The organism is Vreelandella zhaodongensis (assembly GCF_013415115.1).
GTDB lineage: Bacteria > Pseudomonadota > Gammaproteobacteria > Pseudomonadales > Halomonadaceae > Vreelandella > Vreelandella zhaodongensis.
Map to the genome: position 1 here is coordinate 57,921 of NZ_JACCDD010000009.1, position 17,254 is coordinate 75,174.

Annotated in this window: 18 protein-coding genes; 14 read left to right on the forward strand and 4 right to left on the reverse strand. The window is 54.0% G+C overall.

The window, feature by feature from the left end:
- Positions 1 to 47: 47 nt before the first annotated feature.
- A complete protein-coding gene (gene tadA / locus HZS79_RS15140; protein ID WP_340159025.1) occupies positions 48 to 500 on the reverse strand; it encodes a tRNA adenosine(34) deaminase TadA in 453 nt (150 codons plus the stop codon).
- 111 nt (positions 501 to 611) lie between these two features.
- Here tadA and HZS79_RS15145 point away from each other — a divergent pair, with 111 nt between their 5' ends.
- Positions 612 to 1,436, forward strand: a complete 825-nt coding sequence (locus HZS79_RS15145; RefSeq protein WP_179928293.1) for an acyl-CoA thioesterase — start codon at positions 612 to 614, stop codon at positions 1,434 to 1,436.
- Positions 1,437 to 1,520: 84 nt separating this feature from the next.
- Here the strand turns inward: HZS79_RS15145 and HZS79_RS15150 are convergent, their stop codons facing one another.
- Complete coding sequence (locus tag HZS79_RS15150; RefSeq protein ID WP_162218949.1) at positions 1,521 to 2,792, reverse strand: malic enzyme-like NAD(P)-binding protein; 1,272 nt, start codon at positions 2,790 to 2,792, stop codon at positions 1,521 to 1,523.
- A gap of 419 nt (positions 2,793 to 3,211) precedes the next feature.
- Entirely contained in the window at positions 3,212 to 3,427 is a 216-nt protein-coding gene (gene rpmE / locus HZS79_RS15155; RefSeq protein WP_009724828.1) for a 50S ribosomal protein L31, read from the reverse strand.
- Positions 3,428 to 3,573: 146 nt separating this feature from the next.
- Between rpmE and HZS79_RS15160 the strand changes: the two genes are divergently transcribed.
- From HZS79_RS15160 to tatC, 13 genes are all read left to right on the forward strand, one after another.
- Positions 3,574 to 5,832: a primosomal protein N' gene (locus HZS79_RS15160; protein ID WP_218928024.1), complete on the forward strand. Its 2,259-nt coding sequence runs from the start codon at positions 3,574 to 3,576 to the stop codon at positions 5,830 to 5,832.
- 179 nt (positions 5,833 to 6,011) lie between these two features.
- Complete coding sequence (gene argS, locus HZS79_RS15165) at positions 6,012 to 7,697, forward strand: arginine--tRNA ligase (protein ID WP_162218950.1); 1,686 nt, start codon at positions 6,012 to 6,014, stop codon at positions 7,695 to 7,697.
- A gap of 3 nt (positions 7,698 to 7,700) precedes the next feature.
- Positions 7,701 to 8,462, forward strand: a complete 762-nt coding sequence (locus tag HZS79_RS15170) for an SPOR domain-containing protein (protein WP_162218951.1) — start codon at positions 7,701 to 7,703, stop codon at positions 8,460 to 8,462.
- A 210-nt stretch (positions 8,463 to 8,672) separates the two neighbouring features.
- On the forward strand, positions 8,673 to 9,206 hold the full coding sequence (gene hslV / locus HZS79_RS15175) for an ATP-dependent protease subunit HslV (protein WP_179928294.1): 534 nt from the start codon (positions 8,673 to 8,675) through the stop codon (positions 9,204 to 9,206).
- 10 nt (positions 9,207 to 9,216) lie between these two features.
- On the forward strand, positions 9,217 to 10,539 hold the full coding sequence (hslU, locus tag HZS79_RS15180; protein WP_162218953.1) for an ATP-dependent protease ATPase subunit HslU: 1,323 nt from the start codon (positions 9,217 to 9,219) through the stop codon (positions 10,537 to 10,539).
- Positions 10,540 to 10,776: 237 nt separating this feature from the next.
- The gene (locus HZS79_RS15185; protein ID WP_179928295.1) at positions 10,777 to 11,178 is read left to right on the forward strand and encodes a gamma-butyrobetaine hydroxylase family protein; all 402 of its coding nucleotides are present in this window, start codon (positions 10,777 to 10,779) and stop codon (positions 11,176 to 11,178) included.
- A 120-nt stretch (positions 11,179 to 11,298) separates the two neighbouring features.
- On the forward strand, positions 11,299 to 12,054 hold the full coding sequence (gene ubiE, locus HZS79_RS15190) for a bifunctional demethylmenaquinone methyltransferase/2-methoxy-6-polyprenyl-1,4-benzoquinol methylase UbiE (RefSeq protein ID WP_162218955.1): 756 nt from the start codon (positions 11,299 to 11,301) through the stop codon (positions 12,052 to 12,054).
- Between the two features lie 22 nt (positions 12,055 to 12,076).
- A complete protein-coding gene (locus HZS79_RS15195) occupies positions 12,077 to 12,754 on the forward strand; it encodes a ubiquinone biosynthesis accessory factor UbiJ (RefSeq protein ID WP_179928296.1) in 678 nt (225 codons plus the stop codon).
- Positions 12,754 to 14,376 carry a ubiquinone biosynthesis regulatory protein kinase UbiB gene (ubiB, locus tag HZS79_RS15200; RefSeq protein ID WP_162218957.1) on the forward strand — a complete coding sequence of 541 codons (1,623 nt, stop codon included), beginning with the start codon at positions 12,754 to 12,756 and terminating at the stop codon, positions 14,374 to 14,376. Before HZS79_RS15195 ends, ubiB begins: the two co-directional genes overlap by 1 nt.
- Before the next feature lie 135 nt (positions 14,377 to 14,511).
- On the forward strand, positions 14,512 to 14,868 hold the full coding sequence (locus tag HZS79_RS15205; protein ID WP_009724838.1) for a phosphoribosyl-ATP diphosphatase: 357 nt from the start codon (positions 14,512 to 14,514) through the stop codon (positions 14,866 to 14,868).
- 23 nt (positions 14,869 to 14,891) lie between these two features.
- Complete coding sequence (tatA, locus tag HZS79_RS15210; protein ID WP_179928297.1) at positions 14,892 to 15,179, forward strand: Sec-independent protein translocase subunit TatA; 288 nt, start codon at positions 14,892 to 14,894, stop codon at positions 15,177 to 15,179.
- Positions 15,180 to 15,182: 3 nt separating this feature from the next.
- A complete protein-coding gene (tatB, locus tag HZS79_RS15215; protein ID WP_162218959.1) occupies positions 15,183 to 15,653 on the forward strand; it encodes a Sec-independent protein translocase protein TatB in 471 nt (156 codons plus the stop codon).
- A complete protein-coding gene (gene tatC, locus HZS79_RS15220) occupies positions 15,650 to 16,435 on the forward strand; it encodes a twin-arginine translocase subunit TatC (RefSeq protein WP_162218960.1) in 786 nt (261 codons plus the stop codon). The genes tatB and tatC overlap by 4 nt, the downstream gene beginning before the upstream one ends.
- A 118-nt stretch (positions 16,436 to 16,553) precedes the next feature.
- On the opposite strand, the gene elbB is transcribed toward tatC, so the two are convergent.
- Positions 16,554 to 17,213 carry an isoprenoid biosynthesis glyoxalase ElbB gene (elbB, locus tag HZS79_RS15225; RefSeq protein WP_162218961.1) on the reverse strand — a complete coding sequence of 220 codons (660 nt, stop codon included), beginning with the start codon at positions 17,211 to 17,213 and terminating at the stop codon, positions 16,554 to 16,556.
- Between the last annotated feature and the right edge of the window lie 41 nt (positions 17,214 to 17,254).

The following is a 17,254-nucleotide window of genomic DNA, read 5'->3' on the forward strand; positions in this document are numbered from 1 at the left end:
GTAGCCAACACCGAGGCATTTGTTAGCTAGGGGACGGTGGTGGCGTGTTAACGCTTCACAGCAAAAAACTGTTTAAGCAGCTTTCTTGCCGGTGCCGCTAGAACACCGCCGGTGACTGACACTTGATGATTAAACCAGGGCTGAGCGAGCACATTGGCTTTCGACTCCACCATGCCGGTACGTGGCTCTGGCGCTCCATACACCAAACGACTCAGCCGCGCGTGAATCATGGCACCCGCACACATCATGCAGGGCTCAAGCGTGACAAACAGCGTACAACCCTCTAGGCGATAATTACCCAACTGCTGTCCCGCCTCGCGTAGGGCGCGAATTTCAGCGTGGCCACTTGGGTCACAGCTGGCTATCGGCGAATTTCGCCCTACCCCTATGATACTTCCCTGGGCATCTACCACCACGGCACCCACCGGCACTTCACCCGCCTCGAAAGCAAGATGCGCTTGGTCAAGCGCTCGGTGCATGTAAAATTCATCGCTGCGTATCAAGGAAAACTCCGCTAAGGTAACAAAACGATCGTTTTAATAGCACGATAGTCGCACAGGGTACGCTTGCACTCATCGGCGATAAAACAGACAGCACCAAGGATACCGATAATGAACGATGCGCTGAATACGCTAGTTAGTTTACTAGAGCTAGAAACCCTCGAAGAGACTCTATTTCGCGGTCAAAGCCAAGACCTGGGTTTTCCTCAGCTTTACGGCGGCCAAGTATTAGGCCAAGCGCTAGCAGCAGCGGCTCGCACCGTTACCGATGAACGTCGGCCGCACTCACAGCATGGCTATTTTTTACGTCCTGGCGACCCTCACCGTCCAGTGGTCTATCAGGTAGACACCATTCGCGACGGTGGCAGCTTTACGACACGGCGCGTCACCGCGATTCAAAAAGGCCGCCCTATTTTCTTCTGCAGCGCGTCTTTTCAAAATACAGAAGAGAGCATCAGTCACCAACGTGCCATGCCCCACGTGCCTACACCGGAAGCACTAATCGACAGTGGCGATGTTAAGCACTCGCGGTTCCCTGGCCACCCCGTTGAGTTTTTGCACTTAAAGGGTAATCCTGACAACGCATCACCTGCAGGCCAGTGCCTATGGTTTCGCCTGGCAGGTGGCAAACTGCCTGACGATCCGGCACTGCATCGCCACTTGCTCTCCTACGCCTCTGATTTCAACCTGTTAACCACTGGTTTGGTTCCTCATGGCATTAAGTACACCGATCCCACATTGCGAATCGCAAGCTTAGATCACGCTTTGTGGCTTCACGCAGACACGCGCTTGGATGACTGGTTGCTCTATGTAGTCGACTCCCCCTGGGCAGGCGGTGCCCGTGGCTTAGCGCGAGGCCACATCTATCGTCGTGATGGCCTCTTAGTGGCCTCCTCCGCTCAAGAGGGACTGGTGCGTTACCCGCAACAGCACTAAAGCGCATCAATCAACCGATTCGCAAAAACACCGACGCCCGCTATCAGCGGGCGTCGGAGGATACATCAACGTGCGCTAAAAAGTTTACGCACCATAAACGTCATTAATAGTTTTGAGCGGATAGTGCGCGGGATAAGGCTTACGCGCCACACCTGAGTCTACGGCTGCCTGAGCCACCGCCGAAGAAACTCGGTCTAGCAGGCGAATATCGACCGGTGTCGGGATAATGTACTCACGCCCAAAGCTCATCTCAGTGCGCTCGTAGGCATCTAACACTTCTTGGGGCACCGGCTCTCGAGCTAGATCCTTCAGAGCGTGGACAGCAGCCAGCTTCATGGCTTCATTAATGCGTGTCGCCCGAACATCCAAAGCACCCCGGAAAATAAACGGGAAACCCAATACGTTATTTACCTGATTCGGGAAATCCGAACGGCCGGTGGCCATGATCACATCAGGGCGTGCCTCGCGAGCCACAGCCGGGTGAATTTCCGGATCTGGGTTAGTACAGGCGAAAATAACCGGGTCTGCGGCCATTTTTTTCACTTGCTCGGCAGAAAGCAGCCCTGGGCCTGAAAGACCAATAAACACATCAGCACCGTCGATGGCATCGTCTAACGTGCGCATATTGGTATGGCGGGCGAATTCAGCTTTATACTCGTTAATGCCATCGCGATCAGCGTGAATAACACCGCGACGATCAAGCATCACCAAATTCTTTTTACTAGCGCCGCAGGACACGAGCAAACGCATGCAGGCAATCGCCGCTGCCCCCGCGCCCATGCAAACAATCTTCACATCTTCAATGCGCTTATTGGCAATATCCAGCGCATTAAGCATACCGGCAGCGGTCACAATGGCCGTACCATGCTGATCATCGTGAAATACTGGAATACTGCAGCGATCAATCAAGGCTTTTTCGATTTCAAAGCATTCGGGTGCTTTGATATCTTCCAGGTTAATACCACCCCAGGTATCCGCAATACGCGCCACCGTATCGATAAACGCCTGCGGGCTTTCAGCATCCACTTCAATATCGACTGAGTTAATACCAGCAAAGCACTTAAAGAGCACACCCTTGCCTTCCATGACCGGCTTACTGGCCAACGGGCCAAGGTTGCCCAGACCTAAAATGGCGGTTCCATCGGAAATAACAGCGACCAGATTCCCTTTCCCCGTATAGCGATACGCATTTTCCGCCTCACGAGCGATTTCGCGAACCGGCTCAGCAACGCCAGGGCTATACGCCAGCGCCAGATCACGCGCGGTAGCCGTGGGTTTTGTTAACTCCACAGATAGCTTACCGGGAATCGGTTTAGCGTGATAATCCAAAGCCGCTTGCTTATTTGCATCCGTCATGGTCAAGGTCCAATCAGCCTAAAGTAGAAAAGTCGCATCAGAATATAGAAAAAACCTAGGCGCCTCAAGCACGTAGTAAACTTAACTGGAAAACGATCGTTTTAACTCTATTCCCTTCATGTTCGTCACTTTTCAGCGTTATTTGCTGAAACTTATGCATAAACACGCCAACCATAAAGCTTTGCTTATTGATGCACCGCACTATTTTATGAAAATTAATTCCACAGAAACACACACATAACCGCCCCCCCACATGCCAATCGCAATAAAAGCACCTGCGGAGACGTCCGCCTCAAAAAAAACCCAATAGGCAAGCCATGGATAAAAACGTCCTTCAGAACACAAAAAAACCCACGCCGAAGCGTGGGTTTTTATGCAAGCACAGAGCATGTGCCTGCGATTGAGCAAATCCGTTAGGATTAGCCGCGCTTTACTGCAGCGCCGAAGCGCTTGTTGAAGCGCTCTACGCGGCCACCAGTGGTCGCTTGCTTCTGCTTGCCAGTGTAGAACGGGTGGCAATTGGAGCACACGTCCAGAGAGAAGTCCTGACCAGAGGTAGAACCTACCTGGAAGCTTGCGCCGCAAGAGCAGCTGGCGGTGACCGTGTTGTAATTCGGGTGAATACCTTGTTTCATCTTGGGCCTCATGAGCTATATGCCGCCACCTGATCCGTTGCCAGGCACCGCATACGGGTTTGGAAAAAACTGCTAACCGGTTAGCCGCTCTATCCTATAGATTCATAGCGGCCGCGCATTCTAGCAAACTAAACGCCGGAGGCCAATTGTCGGATTCTGTTTCTACCCAGGCACCACCTAAAGAAGCGGCTTCACCACCCTTTAAGGTGCTGAAAGTCGCCCTGCCATCGCCGCTGCGGCGCCTGTTTGACTATTTGCCAGCACGCGAAGCGCCAACGTGCGGCTGGCAGACAGGGCTGAGAGTGCGCGTTCCCTTCGGCCGTCGGGAAGTCGTCGGCGTTGTCGTAGCGCTTACCAATGACAGCGAGCTGCCCCACTCCAAGCTGCGTGCCATTAGCGAGGTACTAGACGATGCCCCGCTACCCAACGACTGGCAGTGGCTGTGCCAGTTCACCGCCCGCTACTACCAGCATAGCCTGGGCGACACCATGCAAATGGCCATGCCTGCCCGGCTACGCCAGGGTCACCCAATGGCGGGGCGCACGCACACCCTGTGGCTGCCAATCGACACCGATAATCACATGCCGCTGCAGCGTGCCCCCAAACAAGCTGAACTTTATGCACTGCTACGCCAGCACCCACATGGCCTAGCGGGTCGCGCAATTAGCGCTCATGGCTATACCCGCGACCAACTTTTAGCCCTGCAACACAAAGGCTTCGCCCGTGCCCAGGAAATATCTCTAACCGCGGCACAGCCAACGAGTGGCAGCCTGTTGGCTGAGCCATCACTGCCGCTCAATCGAGAGCAAGCTACTGCGCTTGCCGCGCTGCATGAAAAGCTCGACAGCTACCACCCCTGTTTACTGGAAGGCGTTACCGGCAGTGGTAAAACCGAAATATATCTTCAGCTAATAGAAGCTCTCGCAGCCAAGGGCAAGCAGTCCCTAGTCTTGGTACCTGAAATCGGCCTCACCCCCCAAACCCTGGCACGCTTTAAAAGTCGCTTCAAGGTGCCGGTGGTAGCGCTGCACTCTGGGCTTACCGACCCAGAGCGCCTAGATGTGTGGGAAGCCGCCGCCAATGGTCGCGCATTGGTGATTATTGGCACACGTTCGGCAATTTTTACCCCACTGGCTAACCCTGGGGCCATTATTGTGGACGAGGAGCATGATGGCTCTTACAAGCAGCACGATGGGCTACGCTATCATGCTCGTGATTTAGCCGTGGCCAGGGCGCATTACCACAGTATTCCGCTGCTACTGGGCAGTGCTACACCTTCCTTCGAAAGCCTGCAGCAGGCGCTTTCCGGCACTTATCGCCACCTTCGGCTCACCCAGCGCCCTAGCCGTCACCCGCCCGCCAAACTCGAATTGATTGATCTACGCCACCAGCGACGCCAAGGCGGGCTTCTCCCCGGCGCTATCGCCGCCATCAAAAACACCTTAAAGGCAGGCAAACAGGCGCTCGTATTTATCAATCGTCGAGGCTTTGCTCCCACACTTGCCTGCCACAGTTGCGGATGGATAGCCGAATGCGGACAGTGCGACTCACGTATGACCCTTCACCGCCAGCCCCCGCTACTCGCTTGCCACCACTGCGATAGCCGCCGCGCCCTGCCAGACGCCTGCCCTGAGTGCGGCAGCGGTGACCTGCGCGCCCTAGGCAGCGGCACCGAAAGAACTGAAGAAACGCTACAAGGCTTGTTCCCTAACGTTACCGTGCACCGTATTGACCGCGACAGTACGCGTAAAAAAGAGAGTTTTGAGAAAATCCTCAAGGAGATTCAGCGAGGTGAGCCCTGCCTGCTAGTCGGCACCCAAATGCTTGCCAAAGGTCATCACCTGCCCCATGTAACGCTGGTGGTGGTGGTCAATGCTGACGGCGGGCTCTACGCTGCCGACTTTCGTGCTCTTGAACACAGTGCGCAACTGCTAGAGCAGGTGGCTGGGCGTGCTGGGCGCGCCGCTCACCCTGGGCGCGTATTGGTTCAAACCCTGCACCCTGATGACCCTCACCTGGGCCAACTTGCTGAAAACGGCTACGGCGCCTTGGCACGAAACCTTTTGGAAGAGCGCCGCATCGCAAAACTGCCACCTTTTTGCTTTATGGCACTGCTACGATTCGAAAGTCCCAAAGAAGAAACGGCTCTGTCTTTGGCTCAGCAAGCTGCCCAGGCATTGCGCGAATGGTTAACAATGGTAAATCTACCGGTCCGCTGCCTAGGCCCAGTTCCAGCCCCCATGGAGCGTCGTCAAAACCGTTATCATGTACACATCATGCTGGCGGCCGATAAACGCAGCCAGCGCCACGCCGCTGCCAACTGGCTGGTACAGTGGCTAGAGGCCAATCGAGAAGCGCGCAAAGTACGCTGGTCTATCGACATTGACCCGCAAACCCTCGCCTAACGGCGGACATTCAGCGCTTGCTTCGCTGACCTTCTAACGGAATACGGCTTTGAAAGTGCGCGCCAATTGCCGATAATGGCCGCTTTGCGACTGCATTTACATTTATATGAATAACTGCATTACCATTTACATGTATATGCACATGCACACGCCGCCATCGACGACATCCGGATATTTAAATGAAAGACACCATTGTTACTTTGCTAGAAGGCGCGATTGCCGCGCTTAAGCACCAAGGCGTGCTGCCCGATGATTTAAAGCCATTGATCAAGGTTGACCCCACCAAAGATAAAGCGCATGGCGACTATGCGACCAACTTGGCGCTAATGCTTGCTAAGCCTGCGGGCATGCCCCCCCGCAAGCTCGCCGACACCCTGGTAGCGGCCCTCCCCCCAAGCGAGGCGATTCAAAAAACCGAGATTGCGGGGCCTGGGTTTATCAATTTTTTTGCCGCTGCTGATGCTGCCGCACAAATTGTTGCGCAAGTGCTAGACAGCGGTGATGCGTTTGGACGTAGCTTGATTGGCAAAGGTGGCAAGGTCCAAGTAGAGTTTGTTTCAGCTAACCCCACAGGGCCACTCCACGTTGGCCATGGCCGAGGCGCTGCGATTGGCGACTGTCTGTGCCGTTTATTGGAAGCCACCGGCTATGATGTAACCCGCGAGTTTTACTACAACGACGCCGGCGCTCAGATCAAGAATCTGGCACTTTCTGTCCAGGCTCGCGCCAAGGGCCTTGGCCCTGAGGATCCCAGCTGGCCGGAAGACGGCTACCGCGGCGAGTACATCAGCGACGTCGCTAACGACTATATGGCCAAAAAGACCGTCACGGCTGATGACCGCGAAGTGACTGCTAAAGGCGATGTTCACGATCTCGACGCCATTCAAGCGTTCGCCGTTGCTTGGCTTCGTCGCGAGCAGGATTTAGACCTAAAGGCGTTTGGCGTTGAGTTTGATGTCTACTTCCTGGAGTCGTCGCTTTATCAAGACGGCAAAGTAGACGCGACCGTTGAAAAACTGGTCGCCAACGGCCACACCTATGAAGAAGATGGCGCAATGTGGCTGCGAACCACCGACTTCGGCGACGATAAAGACCGGGTGATGCGCAAACGTGAAGGCGGTTACACCTACTTCCTACCGGACGTGGCCTACCATCTCAACAAGTGGCAGCGCGGCTTTAAAACGGTGATTAATGAGCAAGGCGCTGATCACCACTCTACGGTTACCCGTGTTCGCGCAGGTCTACAGGCACTGGAGGTCGGCATTCCCAAAGGCTGGCCCGACTATGTGTTGCACCAGATGGTGATGGTCACCCGCTCTGGCGTTGAGGTAAAGCTCTCCAAACGTGCCGGCAGCTATGTCACCCTGCGCGACCTGATTGATGAAGTCGGCCGCGATGCTACCCGCTTCTTCCTGGCTGCACGCCGGGCGGATTCACAGCTGACCTTCGACATCGACCTAGCGCGCTCACAGTCGAACGACAACCCTGTTTATTACATACAGTATGCTCACGCGCGGGTATCCAGCATGCTGCGCAAAGCCGAGGATGCAAACCAGCCCTTCGACCATAGCATCGCCCTGGCCAACCTAGCGTTGCTCGATAGCGATCAGGAAAAAGCCGTGCTTAATCGTTTAGCACGCTATCCCGAAGCGGTCGAAAATGCCGCTAAAAACCGCGAGCCACAGCAAATTGCCCAATATTTGTTAGATCTCGCGGGAGATTTTCACACCTGTTACAACGCCGTTAAGGTAATGGTTGATGATGACACGCTGCGCAACACGCGCTTAGCCCTGGGCTTAGCGACACGACAAGTGTTGCGTAATGGTCTCAATCTCATGGGGGTCAGCGCCCCAGAGGAGATGTAAGTTATGGCCAGTCCGAAAGACAAGCCCGCCCGCCGCGGAGCCACCACCCAACGCAAACCCAAAAAGAGCTCAGGCGGCGGATTCAAACTTCCCGGCTGGCTGTGGGGGGTGGCAGGGTTAGCGGCAGGCTTTTTCCTGGCGCAACACCAACACGGTACAGCGCCCTGGCAAGAACCCGATGACACGCCACAAGCTACCGTGCTGTCCAAACCTTCTGGCGGAGAGGAACGCAGCGCTGCGCGCCAAACCGAAAGTGCGCCCGAGCAACCTTCCATGCCAACGTTCGAGTTTTACACGCTGTTGCCTGACACCGAAGTCATCGCGCCTGGAGTATCATTACCTTCAACAGTAAACCGCCCAGAAGCAGCGGCTCAGGAGGCTCAAAGCACGGCCAGCAGTGAAACGCCAAGCGACGAATCCGTAGCGAGCACGGACGAGAGCGATGACCCAATTGCCCAAGTCATTGCAGCGAATATGCGCCCAGAAGAGCAGGTATCAACCGCTCAGCAAGCCCCTGCTAGCAGCACGCCTAACCGCTACATGCTACAGGCCGCATCGTTTCGCGAGCTAAGCGATGCCGAGCAACTGCGTGGCCGTCTGCGCAACTTAAGCCTGCTTGCCCAAGTTAGCGAAGTAAAGGCGAATGGCGATACGTGGCACCGTGTTCAAGTAGGCCCTTATGAAGATACCCGTGAGCTTAACCGCGCCCAGGATTTAATGGCCACACAAGGCATTGAGCCACTGCTGATCCAACTGCAGAACTAGCCTCATCACAGGCCACTCTCACCAAAGAGCTAGGTGGGCTTTCGTGTTCATAAGCCCCGTTTAAAAAACACGTTATCTAACGGCTTTATTTAGCGGGCGGTTGATTTTTTATCAGCCGCCCGCATTTTGTTGTGAATCGCTTTTTTTACGGCCTTTTAAAATGGCCGACCAGTCATCGGGAGCGTGTGTCTCCCCCAAGGAGTTATCTCCATGACCACTATTGTATCCGTACGTCGCGGTGATCAGGTTGCCCTTGCAGGCGACGGCCAAGTATCACTGGGCAATACCGTAATGAAAGGCAATGCGAGTAAAGTACGCCGCCTTTATCGTGGCAAAGTGCTGGCTGGCTTTGCTGGCGGCACCGCTGATGCCTTCACGCTGTTTGAGCGTTTTGAAGCGCAGTTAGAAAAATACCAGGGTCACCTTACCAAAGCAGCCGTCGAGCTGGCCAAAGACTGGCGTACCGACCGAGCGCTCCGCCGCCTGGAAGCGCTATTGGCCGTGGCGGACCACAGTGCCTCGCTGATTATTACCGGTAACGGTGATGTGGTTGAGCCTGAGCGCGGCATTATTGCTATTGGGTCTGGCGGCAACTTTGCCCAGGCGAGTGCCCGTGCACTGCTAGAAAACACCGAGCTTTCCGCTCGGGAAATCACTGAAAAGTCTCTCAAGATCGCCGGCGACATCTGCGTATTTACCAATCACCACGTGACGCTCGAAGAGCTGAACATCAACGACCGTTGAGGCCCCTTTTATGACTCAGATGACACCCCGCGAAATCGTCCACGCCCTGGATCAGTATATTATTGGCCAGCAAGATGCTAAACGGGCCGTCGCCATTGCTTTGCGCAACCGCTGGCGTCGCATGCAGCTAGACGATGAGCTGCGCCCGGAAGTGACACCAAAGAATATTCTGATGATTGGCCCTACCGGCGTAGGTAAAACTGAAATTGCCCGCCGCCTCGCCAAGCTAGCCAGAGCCCCCTTTATCAAGGTCGAAGCCACCAAGTTTACCGAAGTTGGTTATGTAGGCCGTGACGTCGAGTCGATTATTCGCGACTTGATGGAAGCCTCAATCAAAATGGTTCGTGAGCACGCGAAGGAAGAAGTCGGTCATCGCGCTGAAGATGCCGCTGAAGACCGCGTTCTGGATGCACTGCTACCGCCGCCCCGCGGCCAGGAAGACCAGCCCAGGGAAGACAGCGGTACGCGTCAAACCTTCCGCAAAAAACTTCGCGAAGGTCAGCTTGACGATAAAGAAATTGATATCGAAACTTCTTCCCATGGCCAAGGCATCGACATCATGACACCGCCTGGCATGGAAGAGATGACCAATCAGTTACAGAGCCTGTTCTCCAACATGGGCCAACAAAAGCGTGAGCAGCGCCGTGTGACCGTAAAAGAAGCACTGGTACTGCTACGCGATGAGGAAGCCAGCAAGCTGGTCAATGAAGAAGAGATTAAAGCTCGCGCCGTTGAAGCGGTTGAACAGCACGGGATCGTGTTCTTGGATGAGATCGACAAGGTCGCCAAGGGCAGCGGCCAATCCAGCGGTGGCGAGGTCTCTCGTGAAGGCGTTCAGCGTGACCTGTTACCGTTGATCGAAGGCTCTACCGTTTCGACTAAATACGGCATGGTCAAAACCGATCACATTCTATTTATCGCCTCTGGCGCCTTCCATCTGTCGCGCCCATCGGATCTTATCCCTGAACTACAAGGGCGTTTGCCGATCCGCGTCGAGCTGGATGCGCTAACACCGGGCGACTTCAAGCGTATTCTCACCGAGCCGTCGGCCTCGCTCACCAAACAGTATCAAGCACTGCTGGCTACCGAAGGGCTGGATATCGAGTTCACTCCAGACGGTATCGAACGCATTGCCGAAATTTCCTGGCAGGTAAACGAAGGCACGGAGAATATTGGTGCTCGCCGCCTACACACAGTCTTGGAACGGCTGCTCGAAGAAGCATCGTTTAAAGGCGGCGATATGGATAGCCCCTTGGTGATTGACTCCGATTACGTCAATGCCCAACTGGGTGAGCTAGCAGTAGACGAAGACCTATCACGCTATATTTTGTAAACGCGCTTATATCGGTATAGCCCGCAGCAGCTTGCCCGCTTTTTACGCATGCAAATGCTGCTGTTTAGGCTGCGCTGCGTCTAACATTACGCACGAGAACAACATCCCTGTTGCTCGTGTTTGATCGACGTCCTATCGATCAAACGTTAGCCGTGGCGCTGGCCTTCACGCATTTGCTAAAGCGCAAATAGTCGGTCAATCCGCTTTAGCTCAATATCGTAAAAGGTGACGTCATCCATGAATGCCTCTATTTCTACGAATGCCCCCACCCCAACAAGGGTTCACTACCATAAGCAGGCTCGCGAGCTAGAGCTTGGCTACGCCAGCGGCGAAAACTACCGGCTGTCTGTCGAGCTATTGCGGGTTTACTCACCCTCAGCCGAAGTACGCGGCCATGGCGGCGACACGGCGGTGCTCCAGGTGGGTAAAAAAGACGTCGGCCTGCAAAACATAACCCAAGCCGGTAACTACGCTCTAAAACTGCACTTTGATGATGGCCACGATAGCGGTCTTTATAGCTGGAACTACCTGTACGACCTAGCTCAGCATCAAGCAGATTATTGGCAAAACTACCTGCAACGCATGGAAGAGGCAGGTGCCTCTCGTGAACCCGCTAGCATTCAATTCAAACAACTGTGACGCTGCGCCCCAGGTGAAGCGCAGACAAATCAGGGGTGAGAAGGCTACAATGTCGCTAACCATTTATTGCGACGACCTTTTGGTCGACCATACCGCCTCGAACTCGGGAGCTAACGCCTCATGAGCCCCACAGAAAAGCGCACGACCCACTTTGGCTATCAGGAAGTCCCGGTTGACGAGAAAGCGTCTCGCGTCGCCGATGTCTTTCACTCAGTGGCTGCACGCTATGACATTATGAATGACCTGATGTCCATGGGTATTCACCGTGTCTGGAAACGCCTCACCATCGAGCGCGCGGGGGTTCGCCCTGGGCATCATGTGCTCGATATTGCCGGTGGTACCGGTGATTTAACCCTTAAGTTCTCTCGCCTGGTGGGTCCGCGCGGCAAAGTGGTGCTGGCCGATATCAACGCCTCCATGCTGAAAGTAGGCCGCGATAAGCTGATGGATAACGGCGTTGGCGGCAACGTTGAATATGTACAGGCGAATGCTGAGTGCCTACCGTTTCCTGACAACAGCTTCGACTGCATTACCATTGCCTTCGGGTTGCGTAACGTCACCGACAAAGACGCGGCTCTGCGCTCTATGACACGGGTACTAAAACCGGGCGGCCGATTGCTGGTGCTTGAGTTTTCGAAACCTAACAATGCACTGCTGTCAAAAGCCTACGACGAGTATTCCTTCCGTCTGTTACCCAAAATAGGTGAGCTGGTCGCTGGTGATGGTGATAGCTACCGCTACCTCGCCGAGTCGATTCGCGTGCATCCGGATCAGGAAACCTTGAAAAGCATGATGGAAACCGCTGGCCTTGAGCGGGTTGAATATACCAACCTGACCGGCGGTATTGTTGCCCTTCACCGTGGCATTAAATTATGAAGTCACAGACGAAGAGGTCAGCATGCTAGTCACCCCGACCCTGTTACTGGCCGGATGTGAACGCACGTTGAATGCCCTGCTTGCCCGCGACCCAGCTGCGCCTTCGCGGCTGGCTGCGTTAGCGGGTAGTCGACTGCTGGTGAGGCTAGAAAAGCCTCATCTACAGCTGGCGCTGCACTATCATCATGCTGGTATTGATCTACTGCGTGGAGATGATCTAGACGAAACTGACGTCGATGCCGTCGTTGAGCTCACCCCGGAAACACTCTCTGAGTGGCTAAGTGGCGCCTCTATTGAGAGGCTGATGTTTGACGGCAAGCTTTCCATGCGTGGCCGCATCCACTTATTGGAAGCCACTCGCGATCTGCTGCTCGATCTGGATATCGACTGGGAAGGCGAGCTGGCTCGCTGGCTGGGCGACATGCCCGCCCATTCACTTGCCGAAGGAATCCGCCGCGCTGCCCGCTGGGGCTTAAGGGCCAAAGATGAGCTACTGCAAGACGTCTCTGAGTATGTATTTGAAGAGGCCCGCTTACTGCCAGGCCCCCAACAACGCAATGTGCTTCGCGACCACTTAACCGAGCTTGAAATAGCCACCGACCGCCTGGAAGCGAGGTTCAACCGTCTGCATAAACGCCTGACTCAGTTGACGGCCAGTCAGCCGACGAACACGCAGTTACAGCCTGAGGAGCCGCACTAATGAGTCTGCGGTTGCTGAAAATTACTTGGGTCGTAGCTCGCCATCGTTTGGATACGCTTATTCCCGTCGAGCGGCTGCCGTTCTGGCTGCGTATCCTTATGAGCCTTTCGCCCCTTAAGCTTTTCCCCGTGGGACAACGAAGCCGCGGCGAGCGACTTCGTCTGGCTTTAGAAGCACTCGGGCCCATTTTTATTAAGTTTGGCCAAATGCTCTCAACCCGGCGAGACCTACTGCCCGAAGATATCGCCGATGAATTAAAACGTCTGCAAGATCAAGTGCCTCCGTTCCCTGGCGAATTAGCCGCTGCACGGGTCGAAAAAGAGCTCGAAATGTCGCTCTCTGAGGCATTCGCTGCCTTTGACCGAACCCCTCTCGCCTCTGCATCAATTGCCCAGGTGCATGCAGCAACGCTGCACAGCGGTGAAGACGTTGTCGTCAAGATTATTCGCCCAGGCATCGACCGTATTATGCGCCAGGATATGGGACTGATGTATCAAGTCGCAAAGCTGCTCAGCAAGGTACCTGAAGCCAAGCGCCTGCGGCCGGTGGAAGTCATCCGCGATTACGAAGCCACACTGTTTGATGAGCTGGATCTTTACAAGGAAGCGGCCAACACATCACAGCTCAAGCGTAACTTCAAAGATTCACCGTTACTGTTTGTACCGACGATTTACTGGCCTTACACCCGTCGCCATGTCATGGTGCAAGAACGCATTCGCGGCGTACCTGTCGCCGATCTGGATACGCTCATTGCACGAGGCACCAACCTCAAGAAATTGGCCGAGCGTGGCGTTGAACTCTTCTTCACCCAGGTCTTCCGCGACAACTTTTTCCATGCCGACATGCACCCCGGCAATATCTTTGTTAACTGCGATGACCCTGAAGACCCGCAGTATATCGCCATCGATTGCGGCATCGTGGGCAGTCTTACCCGAGAAGATCAGGACTACCTTGCGCGCAACTTACTGGCGTTTTTCCACCAAGATTATTATGAAGTGGCCGCCTTACATATCGAGTCTGGTTGGGTAAGCGAAAACACCCGTGCCAACGAGTTCGCTGCTGCCATTCGTACTGTATGCGAACCCATTCTTGAAAAACCGCTCAAAGATATCTCGTTCGGACAGGTACTGTTAGGCCTGTTTCAAACCGCGCGACGTTTTAATATGGAAGTTCAGCCACAGCTGGTTTTGTTGCAAAAAACGCTACTCAATATCGAAGGGTTAGGACGTCAGCTTTATCCTGACTTAGATTTATGGAGCACTGCTAAGCCTTATCTTGAAAAGTGGATGAAGCAGCGTGCCGGCATCGGTGGTTTGTGGGAATCGCTCAAACGCCAAGCACCCGAGCTTTCCCACCAGCTGCCTGAGCTACCGGTGTTAGCTCACCAAGCGCTTAGTCGCATGGAGCACGAGCATCGTCAGCGCCATCAGCAAGTGACCTCTATTAGCGCGGTTCACCAGCAACTGACGCGCCAGCACAAACGCCATTATCGGCTGCGTATTGGCCTTGTCCTGATTGCCATTGCCCTGGCGTGGCAGCCGCTAAGCGGCTGGGCAGCGGCCCAAGAGTGGCCTGTTTTGGCAGCTGCGGGAGTAGGCTTGCTGTTGCTACTGTGGCAATGAAACAACCTGGCAGTACGATAAAGCGCCTCAATGTTGGCCTTTGACGAAAGCGCTAGTCTTTGACGAAAGCGCTAGTCTTTGGCGAAAGCGCTAGTCTTTTGCGAAAGCGCTGTGATGATTGATAAAAGGATGCCTATGACTGATTCTACCCAGACGACGCAAGTGCTAGATGCACTCGCCGAGGTCTTAAAGCAGCGCCGTCATGCTTGTGCAGAAGATTCTTATGTTGCCTCCTTGCATCATAAGGGTTTGAACAAGATACTCGAAAAAGTCGGCGAAGAGGCGACCGAAACAATTTTGGCTGCTAAGGATGCCGAGCACGGTGGCGAGCAGGCGCATCAAGCATTGATCGCTGAAACCGCCGACCTGTGGTTTCATAGTTTGGTGATGCTGTCGCACCTTGAACTGGATCATCAGCGCGTTTTAGATGAGCTAGCACGGCGGTTTGGTATTTCTGGTCATGACGAAAAAGCGTCCCGCACACAACGTTAACTTGCACCGATGAGGAAATGCATATGTTAGGTGGTATCAGTATTTGGCAGTTGCTGATTGTTCTGGGCATCATCATCCTGATTTTCGGCACTAAGAAACTGCGTAACGTGGGCACCGACCTAGGCGGTGCGGTTAAGGGCTTTAAAAAGGCCATGCACGAAGAAGAGAAAGAGGGCGATAAGGCGGATGCTGACCAGCCCCAGGCTAAAGTCAGCCACGAAGACGCTGGCAATACCTACGATGTGCAAGCCGAAGAGAAACGAGCGGCAGAAGAAAGCCATTCTGCAGAACGCAACGAAGAGCGCAAATAACCCATGCTGGATATCGGCTTTCTTGAACTGATGCTCATTGGTGTCGTCGGGCTTTTGGTGCTTGGCCCAGAACGCCTGCCTAAGGCTGCCCGCACAGCGGGCATGTGGATCGGTAAGATCAAACGCACGGTATCTGGCATGCAGCGTGAAATAAGTGCCCAGCTGGAGGCGGAGGAGCTGCGTCAGAAACTCACCGAGCAGCAGAAAAAGCTTGATGACAGCCTGAAGAAAGCCAAGCAGGATGTTGAGAGCATTGCCGATGCCCCCTCTTCCAGCGCCTCCACACCTGCCGCCAAGCACGATACCGACCAGCGGGTTGCCAGTGCCAGTGCGCGACTCGATGAGGCGCTACAAACGATACGCGATGAGACGCCTTCGTCATCAGCATCTCCTCAAGATGAGATGCGCGCCATCAAGACGGATAACGCCGAACTTAATAACGCGGACTTTAAAAAGGATAGCAATCACCAATGAGCATGTCTGGCGATTCGCAGGAACCGCAAAACGATCAAAGCCAAGCGCCCCTTATTGAACACCTGATCGAGCTGCGTACGCGCCTGATGAAGGCCGTTGTGCTCATTTTAGTGGTCTTTCTCGGTCTCTACGCGTTTGCTAATGATATCTACAGCTTTGTGGCGGAGCCCTTAATGGCACTGCTACCAGAAGGCTCGCAGATGATCGCCACCGAAGTGGCATCGCCTTTTTTAGCCCCCTTTAAGTTAACGTTGGTGGTAGCGGTATTTATCTCTATACCTTTTGTACTACACCAAGCCTGGGCGTTTGTGGCACCAGGCCTTTACGACAACGAAAAAGCACTCGCCATTCCTATTTTGGTTTCCAGCGTGGCGCTTTTTTATGCAGGTGCTGCTTTCGCCTATTACGTTGTCTTCCCGCTACTGTTTGCGTTTTTCACCCAAACGGGACCAGAAAACGTCGCGATAATGACAGATATTAACCAGTACCTGAACTTTGTACTGAAACTGTTTTTTGCGTTTGGTGTTGCTTTTGAAATACCCATCGCCACGTTTTTGCTAATCTTATCTGGCACAACCACGGTTGAGAGCCTTTCCAAAAAACGTCCCTACATTATCTTAGGCTGTTTTGTGGTGGGCATGCTGCTAACGCCGCCCGACATTATCTCCCAAAGCCTGCTAGCAGTGCCGATGTACCTGCTTTATGAGGTTGGGTTGCTGTTTGGCCGCTTAGTGCGCAAACGCAAAGCCGCGGCACAAGAAGCTGATGAGCAAGAATCGTAGGCATAGCGTCAACGATACGGTTTTCATAAACGTACTTTTCCTCATAAAAAAGCCTCTGTCATCACTTAATGACAGAGGCTTTTTGCTCTTCAAGGGGTCGTTTTCCTCGCAGAGGAAATTAGTCGATCATGTCATCAATACGGTCAACCAGCTTAAAGATTCCTGTAGCAGCTTCACTGATCCGCGTTGCCAGCATGTAGGCAGGCGTGGTGACCACACGATGCTCATGGTCAACCACGATGTCTTCCACGGCGCAGCTGCGGTGTAGGCCACCCATGGCACTAATTGCCCCTGAAACGCCTGGGTCATTACCAACGGTCACCGCAATGCCTTCACCTAATAGTCGTGGCACCATGACAGGGGAAATACACATCAAACCAATGGGCTTAGCTTCTTCTTTGAAGCCTGCCAACACCTCTTTCAGGCTGTCCAATACCTGCATGCTATCGCCTTGGATAGCAAAATCGGAAAGGTTCTTGGCAACACCAAATCCACCGGGCACGATCACCGCATCAAACTTGTCGGCCTCCAGCTCAGTGATCGGGCTGATGTCACCTCGGGCTAAACGTGCTGATTCTTGCAGCACATTACGCGACTCCCCTTCTGCAGGCGCTTGAGTAAGGTGATTTATCACGTGATGCTGCGCGATATCCGGCGCAAAGCAGCGATAACTGATCCCCAGTTGATCAAGGCGTAACATCGTTAACGTGGTTTCGTAAATTTCAGAACCATCGAAAACGCCGCAGCCTGCCAATACGATTGCTACCTGTTTGGTCATGCTTATCTCCTTATCGTAGCGCTTATTATCGCTATTAAATA

Bases quoted from the DNA above. Each gene is read 5' to 3' on its own strand.
- HZS79_RS15145 (WP_179928293.1), top strand. From the start codon at position 612: ATGAACGATGCGCTGAATACGCTAGTTAGTTTACTAGAGCTAGAAACC.
- HZS79_RS15150 (WP_162218949.1), bottom strand. From the start codon at position 2,792: ATGACGGATGCAAATAAGCAAGCGGCTTTGGATTATCACGCTAAACCG.
- rpmE (WP_009724828.1), bottom strand. From the start codon at position 3,427: ATGAAACAAGGTATTCACCCGAATTACAACACGGTCACCGCCAGCTGC.
- argS (WP_162218950.1), top strand. From the start codon at position 6,012: ATGAAAGACACCATTGTTACTTTGCTAGAAGGCGCGATTGCCGCGCTT.
- HZS79_RS15170 (WP_162218951.1), top strand. From the start codon at position 7,701: ATGGCCAGTCCGAAAGACAAGCCCGCCCGCCGCGGAGCCACCACCCAA.
- hslV (WP_179928294.1), top strand. From the start codon at position 8,673: ATGACCACTATTGTATCCGTACGTCGCGGTGATCAGGTTGCCCTTGCA.
- hslU (WP_162218953.1), top strand. From the start codon at position 9,217: ATGACTCAGATGACACCCCGCGAAATCGTCCACGCCCTGGATCAGTAT.
- HZS79_RS15185 (WP_179928295.1), top strand. From the start codon at position 10,777: ATGAATGCCTCTATTTCTACGAATGCCCCCACCCCAACAAGGGTTCAC.
- ubiE (WP_162218955.1), top strand. From the start codon at position 11,299: ATGAGCCCCACAGAAAAGCGCACGACCCACTTTGGCTATCAGGAAGTC.
- HZS79_RS15195 (WP_179928296.1), top strand. From the start codon at position 12,077: ATGCTAGTCACCCCGACCCTGTTACTGGCCGGATGTGAACGCACGTTG.
- ubiB (WP_162218957.1), top strand. From the start codon at position 12,754: ATGAGTCTGCGGTTGCTGAAAATTACTTGGGTCGTAGCTCGCCATCGT.
- HZS79_RS15205 (WP_009724838.1), top strand. From the start codon at position 14,512: ATGACTGATTCTACCCAGACGACGCAAGTGCTAGATGCACTCGCCGAG.
- tatA (WP_179928297.1), top strand. From the start codon at position 14,892: ATGTTAGGTGGTATCAGTATTTGGCAGTTGCTGATTGTTCTGGGCATC.
- tatB (WP_162218959.1), top strand. From the start codon at position 15,183: ATGCTGGATATCGGCTTTCTTGAACTGATGCTCATTGGTGTCGTCGGG.
- tatC (WP_162218960.1), top strand. From the start codon at position 15,650: ATGAGCATGTCTGGCGATTCGCAGGAACCGCAAAACGATCAAAGCCAA.
- elbB (WP_162218961.1), bottom strand. From the start codon at position 17,213: ATGACCAAACAGGTAGCAATCGTATTGGCAGGCTGCGGCGTTTTCGAT.